The organism is Culturomica sp. (assembly GCF_003524185.1).
Taxonomy (GTDB): Bacteria; Bacteroidota; Bacteroidia; order Bacteroidales; family Marinifilaceae; genus Culturomica; species Culturomica massiliensis.
The window spans coordinates 1-24,667 of record NZ_DOED01000020.1 but is presented as its reverse complement, the minus strand read 5'-3'; the positions used below and the strand labels follow the sequence as shown (position 1 = coordinate 24,667).

The following is a 24,667-nucleotide window of genomic DNA, read 5'->3' as shown; positions in this document are numbered from 1 at the left end:
GATTGCAGTTTTATCCGGATGACGCCGGGAAGGAAGTTTGTCCGGCTTTCCCGGGTCCACCCGGGTTGCTCCTTGCTTTTATCCTCGTTTCCGAGTTTGTCATCCTGACAGCCCAGAAAAAGAAGGCCGAGCAGGAGAAAGAATAGTTTATGGTTCATTGTATGGGGTAGATTAAATTAGCTATAAATATATGATTTTATTTTATTTCATCATAATAAGTAAAGACTTTTATCAGGTCTTCCGGTTTCATTTTCAGCTTATTGTCTTTGAAATACTTTCCGATAAGATTCGCTTTGTCGCCGAAAACGGATAAGAATTCTTTTTTAGAGCGGGGCAATACCGATGCTTCCTGCTCATCCAGTTGATAATACAAAACTTCTTTGTGCTGGAACTTATCCTTTTCTTTTTCCTGATATCCGTTAGCCGGACGCCCTTTTTCAAGCTGGCAGGTATGGAGATTCAAAAGCTTGCAGCCCGCTCCGTTATACATCACTTCCAGTATACCTGTTCCGGACCTGTTCCCGGTCACATAATCAGTGTAGATAAAATGTCTATTTCCAATCGTTATCCCCGCGATTTTATCCGAAAGATTCAGAGTATAGGTCGAATCGGCTTCATTCTTCAGCCAAATCTGCTCTCCATATACAAAATATCTCATAGAGTATTTTTTTATTTCTCCGGAAATTAGGGTCACACTTCCGGGTTGCCATTCCTTTTCCAGGAAAGGGGTGCCGTCATAGGTCGCTGCAAATTTAGGGGAATCGACATCCATGATATCCGGTAACATACTCAACCGGAAATTGTTCATCGTCGAATTGACACTATTTACATCCTGAGCCTTTAACAAAGGCACGGATAGAAATAGGCATAAAATAAAGATTAATTTTTTCATGGTTGCAGGTTTAGTGAGAAAAAGAAGAGGATGCTGATTTGCATCCTCTCCCGATAAGTTCATCCTAAGAGGATCATTCCTCTTTGACCATTACAGTTATATAAGGAAACCATCCTGAGTACGATGCATTCAAAACACCATAGGATCCGGTTGTTATTCCCCTGAAATTAATATCACAAACAATAGGCTTATTATACAAACTACTTCCGACAACATTAAAAATAAAATAATCAGCTCCTCCCTGAGAAAACATATATTGCTGCATAGGAATTTGTATCTGAGCATTATCGTAGTCAACGATACCCTTGATTAAGGAAGGTACTCCGAATAATCCGCCTATAGCAATCGTATCTCCATTAATTTGTTCTATGGTCATGTCGTAAGGATCTCCGTCATTGGCTCCATTTTTTGTATTCTGAGCCAACCAGTTGCCTTCCAGCCAGTCCATGGTAATCTCAAAGAAACGACTTAGATTTACGACAACACTTGTGGTTGTTCCTTCCTGTAACATAGACTGATCAGCTACTAAATTAAGAGTTAACTTAACAGCCTCAGGAGTCAGATTGTCATAATTGCCTTTTACTTTAATTACTCCGGTATATTTTCCGGCAGGGATCGTAACGGTTTTATTCACAAACTCATAATCCTGACCTTCTACTGCAGTCGTATTGGCTGCGTCGACAACGACACTGAAAGTACGATCTGCATTGCTTGTTTTGGAAACTCCCAGTGTAATCTCTAAAATTCCGTCTTCGTTCTCTTTAACAACTTTGTTTATAGCTCCTTCGTTGAATGATACGAAGTCAGGACCGCTATAGTGAATGGGATCATTTTCACATCCCATTAAGAAAAATGCGGATAACGCAATAAATAAAATGTATATCTTTTTCATAATTAATCCTTTTTAGTATCCTTCGTTTTGTTGATCTTTCATTTGTGGATTAGCATTGATCTCATGTGTCGGAATCGGCCATACAAAACGGAAATCACTGGCTTCTTTACTGATTTCTGTTGAATTTGCACCACCGTTCTGGTATACATAAGTTCCGTCCTGAGGAGTACGTCCGCTAAGACCTATTCCATAACGCTTCAGATCCCACAAACGGTAACCTTCCATATAAAGTTCTCTTTGACGTTCCTTACGAATTTCATTAGTCAACGCTGTTCCACTATATGTTTGGTCTGTATAACCGGCGATACGTTTTGAACGCAAAGCGTTCAAATAACTCAACGCATTGGTTTCATCATTGGATTCTTTATATGCTTCAGCTAAAATCAGATACATTTCTGCAATACGAAGTATTTTCGGAGCATTTATAAACTGGGTATTACCCGTACAATAAAGCGGATTACCCGGATATTTGGAACAATAATAAAGCTGAGGAGAACCTGAAGAAAAATTCATCGATCCTTTTTTAAAGTAAGCAGCAAAGCGAAGGTCATTCGTTTGATCATATAAATCCAATACTGTTTTCGTCGGAAGAAAATCCGGATTAACTTTGGTATTACTTCCTGATTTATCAATTAAGACCGTACCGGTAGCACTACCCAATTGGCCTGATATGAATATGGGCTGAAAAATAACCTCCGTAGACTTATCGTTTGTCCACATGTCTCTCATAGCAACAGCCGTCGTGACTAATGGATACTTGTCACCATCTACCAATGGTTTTGCAGCATTGATAGCTGCTGTGTAATCTTTCATCTGTAAAGCAACCCGTGCTTTTAGTGCAGCAACAGCATCCTCTGTCAGATAACCGGAGTTTTGTGTTCCGGGTGTCGTTATATATTTGGCTGCTGAGTCAAGATCTGCAGTAATAAGCTCATATGTCTTTGCCAATGACGAGCGTGCCGGATAAGTAGAAGACTGGCTGGAAGGTGCATATTTTGTTACTAAAGCAACACCTAAATCATTTGCAGCCGTAGATGCATTATACGGTTTACAGAAACGGATAGCCAATTCTTCATATGCCAATGCCCGCATAAAATAAGCTTCACCTAAATAATGCTTTAATGTGATTTGATCCGCGTCAGAAAAAGTATGCATCAGTGATACCCCTTTTTCCAATACCAAATTACAATTACTGATCAATGCATAGAAACCGGACCATTGTCCGCCACTCTCTGCTGTGTGCTGCCAGCGGTACCAAGCGCCATAAGTATTAGTAAAGTCAATAACTGCATTTAAACCGTCAGCTTGAACTTCGGGTTGGATAACATAATCACCTGTAAACAGGACCTGTGTATATTCATAAAATCCATTCCGAAAATTTTTAAAGTCACTTACTGTCTGTAAAGCTTCGTCGGTAGGGATTTTATCATACGGGTATTTGTCCATATCGCATGAAGCAAGGGAAAGACCCGTAATACCTATCAAAGTATATAATATCTTTTTCATCTGATTAAATTTAAAATTAGAAGTTCAACTCTACACCGATTTCATACTGTCTGGTATTCGGATATTTACCCATGGACAAGTTAGAGTCAATTTCCGGGTCATATCCTGAATAATCCGTAAATGTCAACAAGTTACGTCCGATAGCATAGATTCGGGCTCCTTCCATAAATCCGGTTTTCTTCAATAATTGTCTGGGGAATGTATAAGACAATGTTACGTTTTTCAAACGAACGAAAGAGGCGTTTTCCACAAAACGGGAATCGAATTGCGGAGCTTCTCCTGCTTTTGGAATATCTGTAATCTGTCCCGGAGTTGTCCACATGTTCAACATCTTTTTCGCTTGATTTTGATCGGCTGCAAACGTTGAATTTTCAACAAAGAAACGGTCGTTGTTCAACATGTATTTTTGAGCTACCCATGTAAAGTCTGCACTCAGAGAAATGCCTTTCCAGGCCACTGTTGTTGCAAAACCTCCGGCCCAAGGAGCAAAACGGGTTTTTCCCATAAATTGCTTCAGATCATCAGAGTAGTTTTCAGTAACACCACCTTCCGGAGTATACCACAACTGTTTACCGTTAGCAGGATTTACACCGGCATATTTTGCATAGAAAAATTCACCGAAAGCATGTCCTTCTGCATATTTAATTCCGGTACCGGCTTGTACGAAATTCTCAAAACCTTCATACAATTTTACAATCTCATTCTTATTGTAGTTGAAGTTAGCACTAACATTCCAATAGAAATCACCTTTACTGAAAATATCGTAATTTACAGATACGTCAATACCGGTATTCGTCATCTTACCAACGTTACCATTAGCAGAAGAGTGTCCTGTCGTATAAGAGAAAGGTACGCTCATCAACATATCTGTCGTCGTCTTTTTGTAAAATTCAATATCCAGGTTTAAAGCATTCATTAAACGGCCGGAAACACCCACATTCCACGATTTCACAGTTTCCCAGGTCAAACCGTCGTTCTGTACTCCGCTGATTGTCCAGCTCGCTTCATTGTTATATTGTCCGTTTCCAATTGAACCGATATATACATAATCGCTGATTCCAGAGTTACCTGTAGAACCGTAACTTACTTTCAAACGTAAATCATCAATCAGATCGACATTCTCCAGGAACGCTTCTTTCTTCATATTCCACATGGCTCCCACTGAATAGAATGTACCCCAACGTTCATCTTTCGGGAAAAGAGAAGAACCGTCCCGGCGGACAGAAGCATCGAAGTAGTATTTGTTCATGAAGTCGTAGTTGAATCTTGCAAAGTAAGAGTTGAATACGGTCTCTGTCAATGAAGAACCGAAAGGATCTGTTGCATATGGAGTCTGGCTGGCAGAAAGCAACATCAAGCGGCTGTCGGAATGTCCCTGAGTACGGGCATTAAATGCCTCATCTTTTTGAATGATAGATTCTTGTCCGATTAAGAAGCTAAGGTGATGATCGTTCTGTATATCGAATTTATATTCGGCTGTATTGGTAAAAGTAAATGAGTAAAAGCGTTGGAAAGCTTCTCTTACATTACCGACATTTTTATTCATTTCATTCAGAGGGTCCGGATAAGCCTTCAATGTTGAACGGTAGTCATAAGCATCTGCCGATTGTTGAGCCCGGACAGTTAAGCCTTTAAGCGGAGTCAACTGAATAAAGGTATTACCCATGATTCGGGTTGTTTTCTGTACTTGTGGTTGCATTTCCATAACACGGGAACAGTTTATCAAACCTCCCATTTCATTATTTATCGTCCACGGTTTTCCCCAATGAATTTTACCATTGTCATCAATAGTATAGGTATAAGGAGAATAAGAAGGATCGGCCCATCTTGCGAAGTTAACCGGATTGTACCAACCATTTGTCGTAGAGAAAGTCGTCCGGTATTTTTCATGAGATAAACCTAAATTAACGCCTACTTTTAACCAATCAGCTATTTTAGTATCTACATTGGAACGTAAAGTCATACGTTTGTAGTCCGAGTGATGGACGATACCGTCCTGACTGAAATAACCGGCTGAGAAATAATAATTACTTTTTTCTGAAGCTCCCGTTACAGAACCATCCAATTGATAAGTAGGAGAACTACTTTTAAAAAGATAATCTTTCCAGTCTGTATCTACATTGTATTTGGTTGCCCAAGCCTTATGTTCCTGAAAAGTTGAATTGGTAATTAAAGTCGGGTCTACCATTTCACGGAATTTCAGATATTCCTGAGCATTCATCATATCTAAATTATCCATAGCCATTTGTGACCAACCATATTGAGCACGAACCTGCATCTTCGGTTTCTCGCCCATTTTACCACGTTTTGTAGAAATTACCAATACACCGTTGGCTGCACGGGAACCATAGATAGCTGTTGAAGAAGCATCCTTCAGTAATACTACGTTTTCAATATCGTTGCTGTTGATGGCCCGGAAAGCAGAAGCTGTTACCGGTGTTCCGTCTACAATTAACAACGGAGTATTACTTGCATTCATGGAGTTCACACCACGCAAACGCATTGAAAAACTGGCACTCGGCTCTCCGGAAGCAGTATATACCTGCAAACCGGCAACTTGTCCCTGTAAAGCATCAGCGACATTAGCAACAGGGCGGTCTCTCAACTTTTCCTCTTTCACCGTTGCGACACTACCTGTAATTGAACCCAATTTTTGAGTACCGTACATACCTTCGACAACGACCTCATCCAACATTTCTGCATCAGGTTCCATTTCCACAGTAAGGTTCGTTTTTCCTGCAACCGCAATTTCCTGCGATTTCATACCGATAAAAGAAAATACTAAAACGTCTCCGTCGTTTACTTTTAATGTAAATTTCCCGTTTACATCTGTTGCTGTTCCCTGGGATGGATTACTTTTTAAAGTGACGGATACTCCCGGGAGAGGCATCTTGTCACTTTTGTCAATAACCGTACCGGTTATCTCCCGCGTTTGAGCAAAACATATCTGCATTCCGACAAAAGTCAGGAAAACAAATAGTCCAATTAATTTTCTCATACATTTTAATTTTAAGTTAGACATATCTAGGCTGTTTTTGATCCAGTTGTTAAATTCTGTTTCCCCTTATTAAATTCAAGTTAAAGTCGAAATATTTTTCTCCTTTTTTGAATTACGCACTCGCTTAGTAAGCGTGAGATGGGAAATAATGAAGATAGTTGAGGAAATTATGGGGATTGAATTTTAAGAAGATGTTTATCTATTAAACGAATAGTTGTGCACACTGATTTTCATATTAGATTGGAAAAGCGGATATAATGTATTAAATAGATATTTTGATTAAAGTATAATAGGATTTCAATAGGACATTCTATCCCAGAATATGAAAGATTTTCTAAAATTTAGAGATGGGTTTTGAGAGAACAATTACAAAATTACTTACATAATAAAAATAATAGGGCTTGATGTTGCAACTTATAATATTTTACATATATTTGCATTATTGTATTTTTATTGAGTTAAGGTATTCTTAAAAACTCAATTTTTATAGGAAACACAATTTAGCAATTAGGGTTAAAGTGCTGAACAACAAAAATTTAATATGGTGTCACATGCTTACTAAGCAGGTTTATACTTAGAATAAAGACTTATAAAACATTATTTTAAGAGCAATTTAATAGAATAAAACAAGATTTAACAATAATACAAACAGCCTAAATATGTCTAACTTAAAATTAAAATGTATGAGAAAATTAATCGGACTATTTGTTTTCCTGACTTTCGTCGGAATGCAGATATGTTTTGCTCAAACGCGTGAGATAACCGGTACGGTTATCAATAAAAGTGACCGAATGCCGTTGCCGGGTGTTACCGTCATGGTCAAAGGTGAACCGGGTAATGGGACTGCAACGGACATCAATGGTAAATTTGCATTAAAAATAAAAGAAAATGCCATTTTGGTAATAAGTTTTATTGGTATGCAAACCCAAGAAGTCAGTGTTGCCGGCAAAACAAATCTAACCATTGAATTAACGCCATCTGCAGAGACTCTGGATGAAGTAATGGTTGTTGCTTATGGTACGGCTAAAAATTCAAGTTTTACCGGTTCTGCTAAAGTGGTAAGTAGTGAAAAACTGGCAAAAATCCAGACCTCCAGCATTACAAAGGCATTGGAGGGGGCATCTCCTGGAGTACAGGTTGTAAGTGCTTCCGGACAACCGGGTGAGAATGCAACGATTCGTATTCGTGGTGTCGGCTCCATTAATGCTTCCAATACGCCACTATATGTAGTTGATGGTGTTCCTTTTTCTGGTTATTTAAACTCAATCAATCCTGCGGATATTGAAAGTATGACTATTTTAAAAGATGCTGCAGCTAACTCTCTTTATGGTTCTCGTGCCGCAAATGGTGTAATTGTAATTACGACTAAAAAAGGAAAAGCAGGGAAACCTATTGTCTCTTTGGATATGAAATGGGGAATTAACAGTCGGGGAATTCCATCATACGATATGATTAAGAATCCTGGAAAATATTATGAAGCAGCATGGACGGCTCTTCGTAATAATTTACAATACAATGGGGAATTGCCTGCTGCAGAGGCTGATGCAGAAGCAACCCGTACATTGGTAAATGAACTGGGAGGATATAATAATTATAATGTACCCGACGACCAGTTGGTCATAAATGGGAAATTGAATCCTGCAGCTAAATTATTATATCATGACGATTGGGCTGATGAAGCTTTTTCAAATAAATTACGTCAGGAATACCAATTTTCATATCAAGGAGGTAGTGATAAAACAAAATATTACATGTCATTGGGCTTTCTGGATGATAAAGGTTATGTTGAAAATTCAGGATTCAGAAGATATACAGCTCGTGTAAATCTGGACCAGGAATTAACGTCATGGTTTAAAGCTGGTGCAAATTTAGCGTATGCCAATACATTGCAGAATTTTCCTAACTCCGGTACAAGTGCATATGCAAATCAATTTATGTTTTCACAAGGTATTGCTCCTATTTATCCTGTATATTTATATGATCGTGAAGGGAATAGACAATACGATAAAGATGGAAATGTAATATATGATTATGGAACAGCATCAGAGTTCGGTTACTCTCGTAAATATGCATCCAATTCTAATCCGATAGCAACTCAGATATTAGATATCCATGATTATAAAACAGATGCTTTTGACGGGAACACATATATGGAAGTATCTTTCTTAAAAGACTTCAAATTCCGGGCTAATTTTGCCTACAACAATTCAAACCGGAAAGACATCGATTATCAAAATGCTTTATATGGCGATGCTAAAAATGTAGGAGGACGTGCATATCATTATCAGTACAAGAGAGATGTTATGACTTTTAACCAGATTTTATCATGGAATCGGGATTTTGGAAGACACAACATCAGTGCTTTAGCCGGCCATGAAGCTTATAAAGAAGATTACTATTATCTAGAAGTATCGAAAGAAAATTTTTACTATCCAGGTAATCCGGAATTGGCAAATGCTGCAAAAATTACCGGAGCAACATCTTACAAGAATTCAAGAAGAATCGAGTCCTATTTCGCAAAGGCCGATTATAGTTTTGATAACCGTTATTATGCTTCTTTGTCTTTCCGGCGAGATGCTTCATCACGTTTCCATAAAGACAACAGATGGGGTAATTTCTGGGCAATAGGCGCTTCTTGGAGAGTTTCTCAGGAAAATTTCATGCAAAATGTAAGTTGGATACAAAATCTGAAATTGAAAGCCAGTTATGGAACCAATGGGGTTGAGAACATATTGGATCCAGCTGGATACGAACAATGGTATGCTTGGCAAGATCAGTATGGGATCACTTCTGACGGAACGAACCTTGGTCTGAATCCTTCTTATTATAAAGGCAACCGGAGTCTGACCTGGGAAAAGTCTAAAAACTTCAATGTCGGTATTGAAACAGACCTTTTTGACTGGTTTTCATTAGATGCAGAATATTTTATCCGTAAATCAGACGATTTACTTTTTAATCGGCCGCTTCCCCCATCTTCCGGCTTTACTTCCTATCCAGACAATATTGGTTCTATGAAAAATCAGGGAGTAGAATTTGACTTGACTTTTAATATTTTCAAACAAACCGAATTTAAATGGTCTGTCAATTTGAATTTAACACACTATACGAATGAGATTACCAAATTACCGCCTGAATTTAAAGAATCGGGTATTATATCCGGTAACAAGAAATATATGGAAGGACATTCCATTTATGATTTCTATTTAGAAAGATATTTAGGCGTTGATCCGGCAAACGGTAAAGCGATGTATTATACCAATAATGCAGAAGTTGCAAACGGAACTTTGGCAAATGGTAAGATGTTCACTTATATCAATTCCAATGCGACACAAGAATACACCGGAGATTCTGCAATTCCGGATGTATACGGTGCTTTCACCAGTAATTGGGCATATAAAGGATTCGATCTTTCCTTTATGATGAATTATCAGATTGGAGGTAAACTGTACGATAGTAATTATGCTGCTTATATGGGGAATGATTTAGGTAGCGGATTCCATAAGGATGTTTTAAAAGCATGGACTCCAACCAATGTTAATACCAATGTTCCAATTCATCAACAAAATTACCAGAATGCTACAGGACGGTCGGATAGGTTTTTGACAGATGCCTCTTTCCTGGCCATAAAGAATATTATGCTGGGATATACATTCCCGAAACATATATGCAACAAATTACATATTGAAAACCTTAGAATTTATGCTGTGGCAGATAATGTGGCATTATTCTCAAAACGTCAGGGGATGGATCCCAGACAGTATATCTCCGGTGCGACAGGTTATAATTTTGCCCCAATCAGAACAGTATCGTTTGGTATTAATATGAAATTCTAAAAGTAAACATTATGAAGAAGACATTTATAAACTATTTAATTGTTCCTGTGATCTTAGTCATGTCGGGAGCTTGTAGTTCTGATTTTTTGGATACAAAACCTACAGGATCCTTATCCCAGGATCAGCAGGATGAGGTTGCCATAGAAGACCCTATCAAAGCGTTTTCTCCCATCATATCCGGATTGTATAATTCAATGGTAGGTTATTATAGTCAGCATGATGAATTCGGACATCCCACTGTATTTTTAGCTACAGATTTAATGGCCAATGACATGGTTCAACTTGCAAATCATTGGTTCTACAGTTATTATCAAAATGATAATCGGATGGCCAATTACCGTTCTTCAAGTCATTATTGGACGAAACTGTATTATCCATTGATTTATAATTGTAACCTTGTATTGAAATCTTATCCACGTGAAGGATATGATAATTTGTCAAATGATGCAAAAATTTTAGCGGGTCAGGCACTAGCAATTCGTGCTAATAGTTACTATTATTTGGTACGTCTATTTGCTAAAAACTATAAAGGAAATGAAGATGGGCCGGGTGTCCCGATTTGGTTAGCAGAGACAGATGCGGCAGATCATCAACCAAGAGCTAAAATCAGTGCTGTATATACACGAATTGTCCAAGATCTGGAAGACGCGATTAAATTGCTGGAAGGCCAACCTCGCGAAAGCATCAATAATGTGGATTATTACACTGCATGTGCAATTTTAGCGGATGTATCATTGACAATAAATAATTGGGGAGATGCTGTAAAATATGCACAGGAAGCTCGTAAAGGATCTGCGACTTTATCTACAATAGATACTTATATGAGTCAATTTAAAGGTAATCTCAATGCCAGTGAATGGATATGGGGTATGGATATAAATGGTGAAAATACCAATTTATATGCTTCTTTATACTCTCACCTTGATAATACAATTGACGGATATTGTGGTATTGGAGTATACAAAGCCTGGGATGCACGTCTTTATGAACAAATCCCTCAAACCGATGTAAGACGCCAATGTGCGCTGCCAAACAATCAATACATTAGTATGAAATATCAGACTCCCGGAGATTTTACAGGCGATATTTGCTACATTAGAATTGCTGAGATGTATCTGATTGAAGCCGAAGCCCAGGCGCGTGCTGGCAATGACGGTCTTGCTCAAAATGTTTTATACGAATTAGTGAAAAATCGTGATCCGCAAGCAACAAAATCAACAAAAACAGGTAATGATTTAATTGAAGAGATTTTATTTCAAAAACGTATTGAAATGTGGGGAGAAGGTCGTTCTTGGTTTGATTTGAAACGTATCGGAGGAAGCATTGAGAGAAAAAATACAATTAATGGTGTTGCGACCAACCATCGTGTAGATGCGCAGTTGCAATTTGGACCAAATGACAATCGCTGGGTATTCCAGATTCCTAAAAAAGAAATTGAAGCCAATCAAAATATTAATGAAGAGGATCAGAATCCGGCATAATAAAATCTAGATTTTAATATTTTTCTAGATCAGTTTAATTGCCATTATCGTGCAAATGGAGTTCTGCTTTCATTTGCACGATTTTGTTATTTCATACAATGCTAAAATTTCAATCCATGAAAAAAATATTCATATTTTTCCTGACTTTATGTCCTTGTATCGGATATACGCAACCTCCGGTTGGTGCTGAATTTATAGACAGCAATCCATTTAATATAATAGACCGAGAAATCAGTGTTGATTATTCTTCCCTTAATAATTTGTTCGATGCTTTCAGAAATAATCAGAATATTGAAGCCAACCAAATTTTTTCCCTTTTTCAAAATAGATTTGAAGGTAGCCCTTTCTTATTACAAGAATGGAAAAATTCTTCTGTAATCTTAAAAAGCGGAGAAAAAATAAATTATGATCTATTATACAATGTGTTTAAAAATGAGTTTTGGATAAAAAAGGAAGAAGGAATAAAATTATTATTATTTACAGAAGATGTTGATCATGTTGAATTTGATAATAAAAAATTTGTCAGAAAAACATATCCTTTGGGAAAAGACATAAAAGAGGGATTGTTACAGATAATAACGAACGATAAATATCCATTATTCAAATTATATACGTGTATTTTTTTACGAGAAGAAGCTGAATCTACCGGCTATGAGTCAAAAAAAAGAGATAAATTTCAAATTCGAGAGCAACTTTATTATCAAGATAAAAAAGGACACTTATATTCGATTTCTACAAAAAAAGATGATTTCTTTAAAATATTCGGAGATAAATCCTCTATTGTAGGAGCGTACTGTAAGATCAATAAATTAAAATACAGAAAGGAGGAGGACATAATTAAACTGTTTCACTATTATTCAACACTATAATATATTTCGTCATTAAAAAGGAACGGTTTGAAATCGTTCCTTTTTTTATACCTATGATTATCATACTGTACTGTATAATATATAAAATTATGTAATCATTTTCGTCGTATCCGATAGTACCTTTTTCTCTCCTTCTCATACATCCCTCTTCCTTTCGCTTCCCTTGACATACCACGCTTACTAAGCAGGTTTACACTTAGAATAAAGACTTATAAAACATTATTTTAAGTGTAATTTAATAGAATGAGACAAGATTTAACAATAATACAAACAGCCTAAATATGTCTAACTTAAAATTAAAATGTATGAGAAAATTAATCGGACTATTTGTTTTCCTAATGTTTTTGGGAATACAATTTAGTATGGCTCAGGAAAAGCAAGTGACCGGTAAGGTTACGGATGCCACAGATGGTCTGCCGCTTCCTGGAGTTACAATTATGGTAAAAGGTTCTTCTATCGGGACAGCTACCGATATAGAAGGAAATTATTCATTAAAAGTTCCTCAGAATGCAGTATTGGTATTTTCATTTGTAGGAATGAAGGATCAGGAGATTGCAGTTACAGGCAAGAATGTTATTAATGTTAAAATGGTTTCGAAAACAGAAGCTTTGGATGAAGTTATGGTGGTTGCTTATGGAACAGCAAAAAAAGAATCATTTACAGGTTCCGCCGCAGTTGTGGATAATAAAAAATTATCAAAGCGAACGGTAGCCAATATTTCTAAAGCTATTGATGGTCAGACAACAGGTGTCGTAGCTACTTCTGGAGGAGGACAACCGGGAGACGGCGCTTCAATCCGTATACGTGGATATGGTTCCATCAATGCATCCAGTAATCCTTTGTATGTAGTTGATGGAATTCCTTATGACGGAACACTTAGTGCTATCAACCCGAATGATATTGAATCTATGACGATTTTAAAAGATGCTTCCGCTGGAGCGTTGTATGGAGCTCGTGGAGCTAATGGTGTCGTAATCATTAATACCAAAAAAGGAAAAGCTGAAAAGACGAATGTCAATCTGAAAGCCTCCTGGGGATGGTCATCCAGAGGAATTAAAAACTACAATCTTGTAAACCAAAAAGAATTTGTACAGTTAACCTATGAAGCTCTTCGAAATGATTATATTTTTAACAGTAATTATGACTGGGAAACGGCCAAGGTATTGGCAATGAATAGTTTGTCATCCACATTAGGAGGAGAGAGTTATAACCCTTTTAAAAATTATACTTGGGAAACAATTATTGATCCCAGTACAGAGCAAATTCAGGATGATGCCAAAGCAGCTTGGGATGAAAGTTGGATGGATCGGATTAACCGGAAAAATGCTTTACGACAGGAATACCAGTTTTCTATTTCCGGAGGTACAGAAAAAACACAGACATTGTTTTCATTGGGTTATTTAAATGAAGATGGTGTTTTGGAAACGACAAAGTTTGAACGTTACAATGCACGTTTAAATTTGGATAATCAACCCAAGTTTTGGCTAAAAGCCGGTTTAAATATAGCATTTTCACATTCTAAGCAAAATTATTCTATGTATACCGGAAGTTCAAATTCCAATGTTTGGTATACAGCCCAATTTATGGCTCCAATCTATCCTGTATATATGAAAGACAGTAAAGGAAATGATCTTTTAGATGAAAATGGTAAAAAACAATTGGACTACGGAAAAAACCGTCCAAAACTAAGTAATTTTAATTCGATCGCTACATTGGAGGATGATAAATCGGATTTAAAAAACGATAACTTAAGTGCAAGAACATATCTTACTTTGGGATCAGATGACGAGAAAGCTGGAATACTAAAAGGATTAAAATTTACAATGAATTTCGGAGTAGATTATTTAAACCAAAATCAAATGAATTATTACAATATGTATCATGGAAATTTTTCTTCCAGTAAAGGCTTGTTATCTAAATATAATACCCGTACCCAAAGTTATACATTTAATCAATTACTTACTTATAATCGTTCTTTTGCTGATCATAGTTTTGACGTGATGCTCGGACATGAATATTATGATTATAGATACAATTATTTGTATGGGAGTAAAACCGGATTAGTTGATGGAATTTTTGAATTGGCTCCCGCAACTACAGTTAATGGAACTAGTTCTTATCAGCAAGACTACAGGATTGAATCATGGTTAGCTCGTTTGAATTACAATTATAAAGAAAAATATTATTTATCAGGAAGTTTCCGTACAGATGGTTCTTCTAGATTCCATCAGGATAATCGTTGGGGTAATTTTTGGTCAGTTGGAGCTAATTGGAGAGTTTCTCAAGAAGACTTTTTACACAACACAGATTGGTTAGATAATTTAGCCTTAAAAGTAAGTTATGGCGTACAAGGGAATGATGACTTACTTGATTCTCAGGGATATTCCATCTATTATGCTTGGCAAAGTTTTTATGATTTAACGTGGCCAAATGCAAATAATGCAGGAGGAGCTATTTCTTCATTGGAAAACAAGGATATTACCTGGGAAAAAAATAAAAACCTAAATATTGGTTTAGATTCCCGCTTTTTTAATGGACGTCTTGAATTTGCGATGGAATATTATAACAAAAAAACTACTGATATGTTATTATCATTTCCGATGGCTCTTTCTACAGGATTTGGTGGATATTCTGCCAATGTAGGAGAAATGGTAAACCAGGGATTCGAATTTACAGTAGGGGGAACAATTATTGACAAGACTGATTTCAGATGGAAGACTACTTTAATGGTATCTACTGTAAAAAATGAAGTAAAAAAATTAACGGATAGTTCGGACGAAATGATTAATGGAATATACAGCATTAAAGTGGGTAAAGCAATAAACACATTCTATATAGCTAAATCGGCAGGAGTAGACCCTGCTACAGGAGCACAACTTTACTGGGCTTATGAAGCTATGGATGCGAATGGTCATGCCAGCGGTGAATACATTACTAGTGATTATTCTGTAGCGGCCAATTGTAAATATTATTTAGGAAATCGCATTCCTGATCTTTTCGGTAGTATTAATATGGAATTCAATTTTTTGAAAAATTTTGATGTATCTGTATTGTCAACCTATTCTGTGGGAGGAAAAGTGTATGATGGCTTGTATCAGGGAAGTATGAATATTCAGTATGCCGGTGATACGTGGAACAAGCATTCTATGAGACGCTGGAGCAAACCAGGAGACATAACAGATGTCCCACGTGTTGGTCTTAACCCGAAAAACACACCAACTGACCGATTTTTGGTGGATGCATCTTATTTTGCCATAAAAAATATCACTGTCGGTTATACATTACCAAACCGGATTCTCAATAGAGCTGGTATTGAATCCTTAAGAGTTTTTTGTACTTTGGATAACCTTGCTTTATTTACTCATTTAGATGGTATGGACCCACAATACAATTTTTCAGGAGGAACAGATTACAAATATGCTCCGAATAAAACAATTTCTGTTGGTGTAGATATAAATTTTTAAATAAAGAATTATATGAAAAAATATTTTATATATATACTTGCTGCTATAATCTTATCTAATTTTATGCTAGCTTGTAGTGATGAAAGTTTGAACACACTTCCAACCGATTCTGTCTCCGGCGAAGGGATGTTCAGTAATGCAACTGCTGCTTTAGTTCCGCTCAATGGAATTTATCGTATGATGTATACTCAGGGATGGTCAACAACAGGTAATACACAACAATGCGACGGTTTAACAGCCTGGAACCTAATGGGGGATGTAATGGGGGAAGACATGGTAATGAAAGCTGCTGGAAGTGGATGGTATTGGTATGATTGTATTTACAATGTGAAATCTAATTATACATCCAGCAGATGGCGTTCTTATGACACATGGAACGGCTATTATAAATTAATAGCAAACGCTAATTACATCATTGCTGCTCAAAATACGATGGCGGGCAACACTTCAGATGTTAATTATGTCGTAGGACAGGCGTATGCGATCAGAGCATATGCCTACCACTATCTAGCTATGACATTTGCTCGTACGTATATAGGACATGAGAATGAACCAGGCGTACCCTTGTATACAGAACCTACCTCTGCAGGAACTCCAGGAAAAGCGAGGGCGAGCTTAAGTGAAGTTTATAAACAAGTTCGTGCGGATATAGATACTGCTGTTAATTTACTGGAAAATGCACCTACACAGAAAGATAAAACTCATATCGATTACTATGTTGCCAACGGTATTAAAGCCCGGATTTGCCTGACAACCAATGAATGGTCTGAAGCGGCAAAAGCTGCTCGCATTGCTCGTTCCAATTATACTCCGGGGACAGGGAAAGAACTTACCGGAGGCCTTAATAGTGTCAACTTGGGAAATGTTATGTGGGGAGCCACAATCATTACTGATCAGACGCCAGGTTGGGGACCGTTTTTATTTCACATGGATGCTTTTTCTAAATACAATATAGACGGTACTCAGGTTTATGCTTTTAAGGCCCCTAAATGCATAAATGTAAACTTATACAAAAAAATGGGAGAAAATGATGTACGTAGAGCCTGGTGGGAGCCTAATAATAATACTATAAAAGACGACGCTGGCAATGTTCTTTCAAATTACATTCAAGTAAAATTTAGATTTTCAGATCCTATTACAGATTTGGGTGACAAAATATGGATGCGTATGGAAGAAATGTATTTGACAGAAGCGGAAGCTGAATGCAGGATGAATAATGACGCTAAAGCTCAATCAATACTTCGGGAATTTATGTCGTATCGAGATCCTAATTATCAGACATCCAAGACTGGTAAAACTTTAGGGGCACTAACTTCTGACGAAACCGGCTCTTTACTTGAAGAAATTTTGATACAACGCCGTATCGAATTGTGGGGTGAATATGGACGTATTTATGATATTAAGCGTTTGAAACAAGGATTTACTCGGACACAAGACATGGGATGGCCTATCCCAGCCTTGTTGAATGGTACAAATACTCAAAATCCCGAAACATATGCTTGGGTGTTAACTATCCCACAGGCTGAATTTGACGGAAATGTAAATATGGATGCATCAAAAGATCAAAATCCAGTAGGAGATGGTATTTAATAACTACATAATTCATGAGAATAATGAAAAAAATAATATATGGTAGTTTTATCGGTATATTTATTTGCCTGCTTACGGCCTGTGATACCGATAATAAAGGGACTGTTTATAGTCCTGTAACCGAAGAGGTCGGTTTTTTAACCAAAAACGTGAAACGGGAACTGACTGCTGATCAGAACAGTTTCGAAATACTTGTAACCCGTTCGGGTAAGAAAGGAGAATTAACAATGCCTTTTACAGTGACAGATCCTAGTGGTTTACTGGTTATTTCAGAAACAGTGACATTCAAGGACGGAGAAGCTTCTGCTAAAATTCAAATTTCAAATATACAGAAATTACAGATCGGGCCGGAATATACTGTGACTTTAGCTTTAGAGGCAGAAAATATTACTGTAGGAGGGTTTAAAGAAACCAATATTGTATTGAATCGGACCTATACTTTCGAGTCAATCGGTATTGGGAAATTTACGAGTGAATTCTTCGGAGAAAGCTGGAATCAGGAAGTACAAAAAGCTAAAGAAGCAAATGTGTACAAATTACCTGACTGTTATGTTGAAGGTTATAGTATTATATTCAATTTAGATGATGCCGGTAATGTAGTTGAATTCAAAACCCAACAGACCGGTTACGAACATGCGGATTATGGTATGGTTTCTGCTACATTAGCCTCTTGGAAACGTGAAGGTAAAATGATTACTTTCGGCTTGGAATTTACAGTAAGCATTGGTACTTTTGGAGTTATGAATGAGATTTTGGAGATGCCAAATTAAGACTTAGATTAACACTTAAAAGATAGTCTATTCCGATCGTTTTTACAACCAGAGGGAGCTCAAAAAGTAAAAATCCTCCCCATGTAGAATCGGATATTTGACTTCGGTCTCCGATAAGAGATACAAATAAATTGAGGGTACCAAATATTTTTTGGATACCCTCAATTTTCTATTATGCAGAATTAAATTTCACCTACTGGCAGGCAGTGATTCGCCGGTGAAGGGAACGTTCTGTCTCTCTGCCGGATGGAGCTTTTAAACAAACAATCATAATGTGACTGGAAGTCGGTTCAGAAATGGACCGGCTTTTTTATTTCTTTATACTTCCTTTCAAAACGAATTCTTTTTACCCTATTTTTTCGCTGCAAAACAGATGAGATGTTTTTTAATATTATGTAACCATCTTCGTCGCATCCGATAGTACCTTTTTCTCTCCTTCTCATATCTACCCCATTCTTTCGCTTCCCTTGACATACCACGCTTACTAAGCATGTGCATTTTCCTTGGAAAGGACAAACAGGGAATGATTTTAACCTGAATTTAAGAAGGTGAAAACAAAAATTAACGATAAAATCAAAAACAGCCTAAATATGTCTAACTTAAAATTAAAATGTATGAGAAAATTAATCGGACTATTTGTTTTCCTGACTTTCGTCGGAATGCAGATATGTTTTGCACAGACGCGGGAGATAACCGGTACGGTTATTGACAAAAGCGACAAGTCACCGCTACCCGGTGTATCTGTAATTATTAAAAACAATCGGGCCGTTGGAACTGCAACTAACGTTGACGGTAAATACTCAATTAAAGTGAATGAGAATGATATTTTGATTTTCACTTTCGTGGGTATGAAGGATCAGGAAATTGCGGTTGCAGGTAAAAATGTAATCAATGTAGAAATGGTTCCGGCAACCGAAGCTTTGGATGAAGTTGTTGTGATGGGGTATGGAGCACAAAAAAAAGGTACAGTTACCGGTGCAGTCGGGGTCGTAGACGGTAATAAAATCAAAGAAGTACCAACTGCCAGTTTCGACCAGATTCTTCAGGGTAAGGCAACAGGTATGCAGGTTGTTGCTTCCAGCGGTCGTCCCGGGGCAGGTGCTATTGTGAAAATGAGGGGTATCTCCTCTATTAATGCCAGTTCCTCTCCTTTATATGTAATCGATAATGTGCCCGTTGCTTCGGCAGATTTCAATGCATTGAATCCCGGTGACATTGAAAGTGTATCTGTATTAAAGGACGCATCGGCAACTTCTATTTACGGATCACGCGGAGCAAACGGTGTTATCATGATTACGACTAAAAGAGGACGGATGGGAAAAACGATATTCAATGTAAAAGGCCAATGGGGATTCTCTACCCGTACCCGGGATAAAAATCAAATGATGAACACCAAAGAAAAATTGACTTACGAGCGTCAATTAGGTGTAGGCTATGGAGCAAGCAGCCCCACGACAGGCAAACCCATGACGGATGAAGAGATCAATAACTATCCAATCAATACGGACTGGATGAAGGAAGTTTTCAGAACAGGTAAAACCCAATTGTATGAATTGAGTGCTTCAGGCGGTTCGGAATCCACTAAATTTTATCTGTCGGGACAATATTTTGACCAGGAAGCTATTGCTCCGGGCTCTTACCTGAAGAGATATACATTCCGGGTAAATCTGGATCATAAAATCAGCAGAAAATTAAAATTCGGAATGACAGCTTCTGTAGGTACTTCCAAAGAGGGTAATTTACGTAACGACCGGAATGTATTGAATCCGTTCAACTATGTATACAGTGTCAACCCGTATACAAAACCATTCAATGAAGACGGTAGCTGGGCATCTGACCCGACATGGGATTACGGCCTGAATATTTTCGAAAACATCGCGATGAACCCGAGTTATTCGAATCTGATAAAAGGGATCGGATCTTTTACACTGGAATACAACATTATAGATGATTTGCGGTTCGTATCGACAGCCGGTGTAGATTATTCACAAGTATTGGACTACCAATATAACAAACCGGAATCAAAATTATCGCAGGTTCTTCAAAGTCCGGGATTCAGAGCCGATAGTTATGCACATCGGGCTACTTTCATTTGGACTAATATGTTAAAATATGCCAAAACATTTAATGATGTCCACAATCTGAGCGCAACTGTCGGTACGGAAGCACAAAAGAGTCAATGGAAAGGCTTTGGTGCTCAAGGAGAGGGATTCTCTTCCGGCAGAATAGATGCTTTGGACAAAGCAGCAAAACCTTTGAAAGTCACCGGCAATGTATCGGACTGGAGACTTTTATCATTCTTTGCCCTGGCAGCTTATGACTTTGATTCCCGCTATTTCGTAGATGCTTCTGTTCGAAGCGACGGTTCTTCACGTTTCGGTAAAGACAATCAGTACGGTACTTTCTGGTCTGCCGGTGCAGGCTGGAATATTCACAATGAAAGTTTTGCAGAAAATTCCGGCTGGCTGAACCAGTTCAAATTACGCGGAAGTGTCGGAACCTCCGGAAACAACAATATCGGGGATTACGATGCACTCGGACTATTCAGTACGGGCTCTTATAACGGAACATCTACAATTTACCCGTCACGTTTGCCCAATAACCAACTGACATGGGAAAAGAATTTCCAGGCATCAGTCGGATTTGATAGTAAATTTTTCAATGAAAGACTGACGGTTGTTTTCGACTGGTATAACAGAAAAACAATAGATATGTTATTGGCAGCCAATCTTTCACTGACCTCAGGATTTGCCAGCCGGAAAGAAAATATCGGAGAAATGAGAAACCGGGGTATAGAGGTCTCTGTAAGTGGGGATGTATACAGATCTTCCGACTTTTTTGTCAATCTTTATGCAATGGTTTCTCACAACAAAAATGAAGTGTTGAAACTGTACAAAGGAAATGACATCAAAAACGGCTGGAACAATGTTATCAGTGAAGGAAAAGAATTGAATGTCTATAAAATGGTACGCTGGGCCGGTGTTAACCCTGTTAACGGAGATGCCTTGTATTATACCAAAGACGGTCAATTAACCAATAAATATTCGGAAGATGATGCTGTTATACTGGATGGAAAATCTCCGTATCCGGATTTCTACGGTTCTTTCGGAACAAATATCAGCTATAAAGGTTTAGACTTCTCGGCAGATTTTTATTTTTCACACGGTAATTACATCTACAACCATGTTGCTTTCTTCAATTTGAGTGACGGAGCCAATGCAAACTCCAATCAGGATAAACGGTTATTGTATGATCAATGGATGAAGCCGGGCGATATAACAAATATTCCGAGACAGGACAAAGGAAATTCCCAGGTTATGAGTACACGCTATTTGGAAGATGCTTCTTATCTCCGTTTGCGTAACGTAAGCCTAGGTTACAGTTTCCCGAAACATTTACTCGACAAAGTTAAACTGTCTAAGTTAAGAGTGTATGCACAAGGCTTGAATTTAGTGACCTGGACCGGTTTTACAGGAATCGATCCGGAAGTCGGAAATGTTACCAGCGGTACTGGCCCTGCAAGCAGTAATGCGGACTTCCAATTCCCGGCATCTCGTACAATTATGTTCGGACTGGAAATAGGCTTCTAATATGTTAAATTTGAAATGACAAGAAATATGAAAACAATAAATACAATTCTAAAATCAGTAGGATTAAGTGTATTGCTTACATTTACTTCCTGCAGTGGTTTTCTGGATGTAACCCCGCATGATGCTACAGATGATAAAAACTCACTGGAAACAATCAGTGACTATGATATGCTTATGAAAGACCCGTATGCAAGCATGCGGGATGTAATGGGAAGCTATTATATTCTGCTGCCGGATATTATGTCTGACAATCTCACGCTTTGTTATGCTGGACGTTTATCGTTCAACGAGTTTTTCAACTTCAATTTCAATTCCACCACCTTCGGTGTCTCTGCCATGTGGAGCGGTGCCTATAATGGAATCATGGCAACCAATAAAATCATCAACACTCTGGAAGGAGAAACGAATAAGTTCACCGGGACGGCAGATGAAGCACAAGCCAAGAATATATTGGCCGAGGCCTTGGCCATGCGTGCCTTTTTACACTTTCAACTGGTACGTCTGTATGGAAAAGACTACAAGGTAGCTTCCGAAACAGACCTGGGAGTTCCTTACAAGACCCTGGCTGATGTGACCTTACCTTCCCGTAATACGGTAAAGGATGTGTATGACAATCACATTGTTAAAGATCTGGAAAAAGCCAAAACTTTAATGACGGCTGAGTACAATCAAAAAGACAATACCCGGCTTAACCGTAAATCACTTTGTGCGATTATGGCAAAAGTATATTTAACAATGGGAAAATATCAGGAGGCCGCCAATAATGCTGCAGCCGCTATTGCCGGAGACGGATCGGATATTGCAACCATCGAACAGTTCCAGAAATTATGGACTTCTCCCATGACCAATGTTTCAGAAATACTTTTGAGATATCCGGTATTGAGCACGGATGATGTCATACCGGGAAATAACTGGGGACAGGGCGAGAGCAAAACTTCGTATAAAGCAGAGTATGTCGCATCGGCAGCATTTGTCGATCTGGTAAAAAACACGGATATACGTATCACGACATTAACCGGAGTATCGTCAGGGGGTAAAAATTACGTTGCTGTCTGGAAATGGAACGGCCGTCCCGGAGAAGCTGCCGGAAATGTCGATATTACAGCCATTCGCACTTCAGAAATGTATCTTACTCTGGCAGAAGCCCTGACAGAATTGAATGACGATCCCAATGCATTAAAAACCTTAAACTATCTGAGAAGTAACCGTTATGTAAATTTCACCAGCCCGAACGAGACGGGAACAGCTCTGAAAAATGCAATAGCTTTAGAAAGACGACTGGAATTGTCATTTGAAGGAGACCGCTTCTTTGAACTGAAAAGAAAGGGCCTGGACATTGTACGGGATGAAAGAGGCGATGAGGCAGACGGTGGTGGAGTCGCACCTTCTCTTCTGCATCTACCTGCTAACAGTCCTTATTTCTTATTGCCTATTCCACAAAGTGAAATGGATGCCAATAAGAATATGGAGCAGAATAAATATTAATATTTTCTTTAAAATAATCACATTATGAAAAAGTTATATATATTATTAATTTTTCTTTTAAGTATTGGCTTATGGGGGTGTGACGATCATGAAGCAGGCGTATATAAAGGAGGTGATTTCGTTACATTCTTGAATAAAACGGAGAACAAAGTAATCCGGGAAAATGAAGACGGAATTACTGAAATAAAAATAGGAGTCGCCAAAAAAAGTAATACAGATCGCACTTTCAGTGTAACTGTCGATGCTGCCAATACGACAGCAGTAGAAGGCCAGGATTATGATTTTGTCAACAAAAATGTTACCATTCCTGCCGGAGAATTTGTAGGAGCCATAAAGGTAAAAGGGTATTATGATAACCTGACTCCCGAAGGTGTAAAATTAACCCTCAAGTTGAATGCTGATGAAGCACTGATTCAAGCCGGCACGACAATTACCACAACCACTGTAAATTTAAGCAGATTCTTTGAAATTACCATGGAGTGGTTGCAAGGAAATTGGATGGCACAAGATACCAAAAACGGGGCCAATGACGGAGATCCTTACGACATGACCATAGAACAAATTAATGGAGATACGATTGCTATAGGCGGATTATTCGGAACACCTTCCGTAATTAAAGGTATTGTTAGTTTCGACGATTCACAAATTGAAATTCCTGTAGAGCAATATGTGTTTACTCATAATACTTTAGGCCCCGTTTATATCTTCAATGTTGTCGGAAGCAGTTTGAAAAATGAACCGATCATCTGTGATATAAATTATAAAGGAATTACTACCGGATCATATGGTCTTTTGAATGACGAAATGAGAGGCTGGTTCCCATATATAACTATAATGACTAAAGAAGAATAAGTTTTTCGGTAATAAATTCAGGAAAAACTAAAAGTTCAAAAATATTCCTTTATAAAATCGAATATTTGGTTTTAGTCCTTGAACGAATACAAATTAGAGTGAGGGGCCCAAAAGTATTTGGCCCCTCTCCTTTTCTAAAATCACTTTCAGTTGTATAAGCAGATCATCAAAATTACAGGTCAGTACATACGCCTCCAATTACCAAAAATCAATCTATTGACTCTTTTAACCGTCTCGCGACAAAAAAACGTAGATATTTATATTTCACTTTAAACATACCCCATTTAATGAACCATAAACTATTCTTTCTCCTGCTCGGCCTTCTTTTTCTGGGCTGTCAGGATGATAAACTCGGAAACGAGGATAAAAGCAAGGAACAACCCGGGTGGACCCGGGAAAGCCGGACAAACTTCCTTCCCGGTGTCATCCGGATAAAACTGCAATC

At 38.0% G+C, this 24,667-nt stretch carries 13 protein-coding genes; 9 read left to right on the top strand and 4 right to left on the bottom strand.

What is annotated here, in order from left to right:
• Positions 1-196: 196 nt before the first annotated feature.
• From DD657_RS07725 to DD657_RS07710, 4 genes are all read right to left on the bottom strand, one after another.
• Positions 197-892: a hypothetical protein gene (locus DD657_RS07725; protein ID WP_068691627.1), complete on the bottom strand. Its 696-nt coding sequence runs from the start codon at positions 890-892 to the stop codon at positions 197-199.
• Positions 893-965: 73 nt separating this feature from the next.
• Entirely contained in the window at positions 966-1,784 is an 819-nt protein-coding gene (locus DD657_RS07720; RefSeq protein WP_021987208.1) for a DUF4843 domain-containing protein, read from the bottom strand.
• Between the two features lie 12 nt (positions 1,785-1,796).
• The gene (locus DD657_RS07715; protein ID WP_021987209.1) at positions 1,797-3,290 is read right to left on the bottom strand and encodes a RagB/SusD family nutrient uptake outer membrane protein; all 1,494 of its coding nucleotides are present in this window, start codon (positions 3,288-3,290) and stop codon (positions 1,797-1,799) included.
• Between the two features lie 16 nt (positions 3,291-3,306).
• On the bottom strand, positions 3,307-6,288 hold the full coding sequence (locus DD657_RS07710) for a SusC/RagA family TonB-linked outer membrane protein (protein ID WP_118774733.1): 2,982 nt from the start codon (positions 6,286-6,288) through the stop codon (positions 3,307-3,309).
• A 683-nt stretch (positions 6,289-6,971) separates the two neighbouring features.
• On the opposite strand from DD657_RS07710, the gene DD657_RS07705 reads away from it, so the two are divergent.
• The 9 genes from DD657_RS07705 (at position 6,972) to DD657_RS07665 (ending at position 24,222) form a co-directional block, all read left to right on the top strand.
• Entirely contained in the window at positions 6,972-10,121 is a 3,150-nt protein-coding gene (locus DD657_RS07705) for a SusC/RagA family TonB-linked outer membrane protein (protein WP_287049443.1), read from the top strand.
• An 11-nt stretch (positions 10,122-10,132) separates the two neighbouring features.
• Positions 10,133-11,602 carry a RagB/SusD family nutrient uptake outer membrane protein gene (locus tag DD657_RS07700; RefSeq protein WP_021987215.1) on the top strand — a complete coding sequence of 490 codons (1,470 nt, stop codon included), beginning with the start codon at positions 10,133-10,135 and terminating at the stop codon, positions 11,600-11,602.
• A gap of 116 nt (positions 11,603-11,718) precedes the next feature.
• Positions 11,719-12,471, top strand: a complete 753-nt coding sequence (locus DD657_RS07695) for a hypothetical protein (protein WP_021987216.1) — start codon at positions 11,719-11,721, stop codon at positions 12,469-12,471.
• A gap of 305 nt (positions 12,472-12,776) precedes the next feature.
• Positions 12,777-15,935, top strand: a complete 3,159-nt coding sequence (locus DD657_RS07690) for a SusC/RagA family TonB-linked outer membrane protein (protein WP_021987211.1) — start codon at positions 12,777-12,779, stop codon at positions 15,933-15,935.
• A gap of 12 nt (positions 15,936-15,947) precedes the next feature.
• A complete protein-coding gene (locus tag DD657_RS07685; protein ID WP_068691619.1) occupies positions 15,948-17,525 on the top strand; it encodes a RagB/SusD family nutrient uptake outer membrane protein in 1,578 nt (525 codons plus the stop codon).
• Positions 17,526-17,548: 23 nt separating this feature from the next.
• Positions 17,549-18,295, top strand: a complete 747-nt coding sequence (locus DD657_RS07680) for a hypothetical protein (RefSeq protein ID WP_068691621.1) — start codon at positions 17,549-17,551, stop codon at positions 18,293-18,295.
• A gap of 614 nt (positions 18,296-18,909) precedes the next feature.
• Positions 18,910-21,885 carry a SusC/RagA family TonB-linked outer membrane protein gene (locus DD657_RS07675; protein WP_287049439.1) on the top strand — a complete coding sequence of 992 codons (2,976 nt, stop codon included), beginning with the start codon at positions 18,910-18,912 and terminating at the stop codon, positions 21,883-21,885.
• A gap of 27 nt (positions 21,886-21,912) precedes the next feature.
• The gene (locus tag DD657_RS07670; protein WP_287049438.1) at positions 21,913-23,370 is read left to right on the top strand and encodes a RagB/SusD family nutrient uptake outer membrane protein; all 1,458 of its coding nucleotides are present in this window, start codon (positions 21,913-21,915) and stop codon (positions 23,368-23,370) included.
• A gap of 24 nt (positions 23,371-23,394) precedes the next feature.
• Positions 23,395-24,222, top strand: a complete 828-nt coding sequence (locus tag DD657_RS07665) for a DUF4843 domain-containing protein (RefSeq protein ID WP_118774759.1) — start codon at positions 23,395-23,397, stop codon at positions 24,220-24,222.
• Positions 24,223-24,667 lie beyond the last annotated feature (445 nt).

Excerpts from the sequence above, each read along its gene's own strand:
- DD657_RS07670 (WP_287049438.1), top strand. The coding sequence starts at position 21,913 with ATGAAAACAATAAATACAATTCTAAAATCAGTAGGATTAAGTGTATTG.
- DD657_RS07685 (WP_068691619.1), top strand. The coding sequence starts at position 15,948 with ATGAAAAAATATTTTATATATATACTTGCTGCTATAATCTTATCTAAT.
- DD657_RS07665 (WP_118774759.1), top strand. The coding sequence starts at position 23,395 with ATGAAAAAGTTATATATATTATTAATTTTTCTTTTAAGTATTGGCTTA.
- DD657_RS07710 (WP_118774733.1), bottom strand. The coding sequence starts at position 6,288 with ATGAGAAAATTAATTGGACTATTTGTTTTCCTGACTTTTGTCGGAATG.
- DD657_RS07705 (WP_287049443.1), top strand. The coding sequence starts at position 6,972 with ATGAGAAAATTAATCGGACTATTTGTTTTCCTGACTTTCGTCGGAATG.
- DD657_RS07720 (WP_021987208.1), bottom strand. The coding sequence starts at position 1,784 with ATGAAAAAGATATACATTTTATTTATTGCGTTATCCGCATTTTTCTTA.
- DD657_RS07690 (WP_021987211.1), top strand. The coding sequence starts at position 12,777 with ATGAGAAAATTAATCGGACTATTTGTTTTCCTAATGTTTTTGGGAATA.
- DD657_RS07725 (WP_068691627.1), bottom strand. The coding sequence starts at position 892 with ATGAAAAAATTAATCTTTATTTTATGCCTATTTCTATCCGTGCCTTTG.
- DD657_RS07675 (WP_287049439.1), top strand. The coding sequence starts at position 18,910 with ATGAGAAAATTAATCGGACTATTTGTTTTCCTGACTTTCGTCGGAATG.
- DD657_RS07695 (WP_021987216.1), top strand. The coding sequence starts at position 11,719 with ATGAAAAAAATATTCATATTTTTCCTGACTTTATGTCCTTGTATCGGA.
- DD657_RS07715 (WP_021987209.1), bottom strand. The coding sequence starts at position 3,290 with ATGAAAAAGATATTATATACTTTGATAGGTATTACGGGTCTTTCCCTT.
- DD657_RS07700 (WP_021987215.1), top strand. The coding sequence starts at position 10,133 with ATGAAGAAGACATTTATAAACTATTTAATTGTTCCTGTGATCTTAGTC.
- DD657_RS07680 (WP_068691621.1), top strand. The coding sequence starts at position 17,549 with ATGAAAAAAATAATATATGGTAGTTTTATCGGTATATTTATTTGCCTG.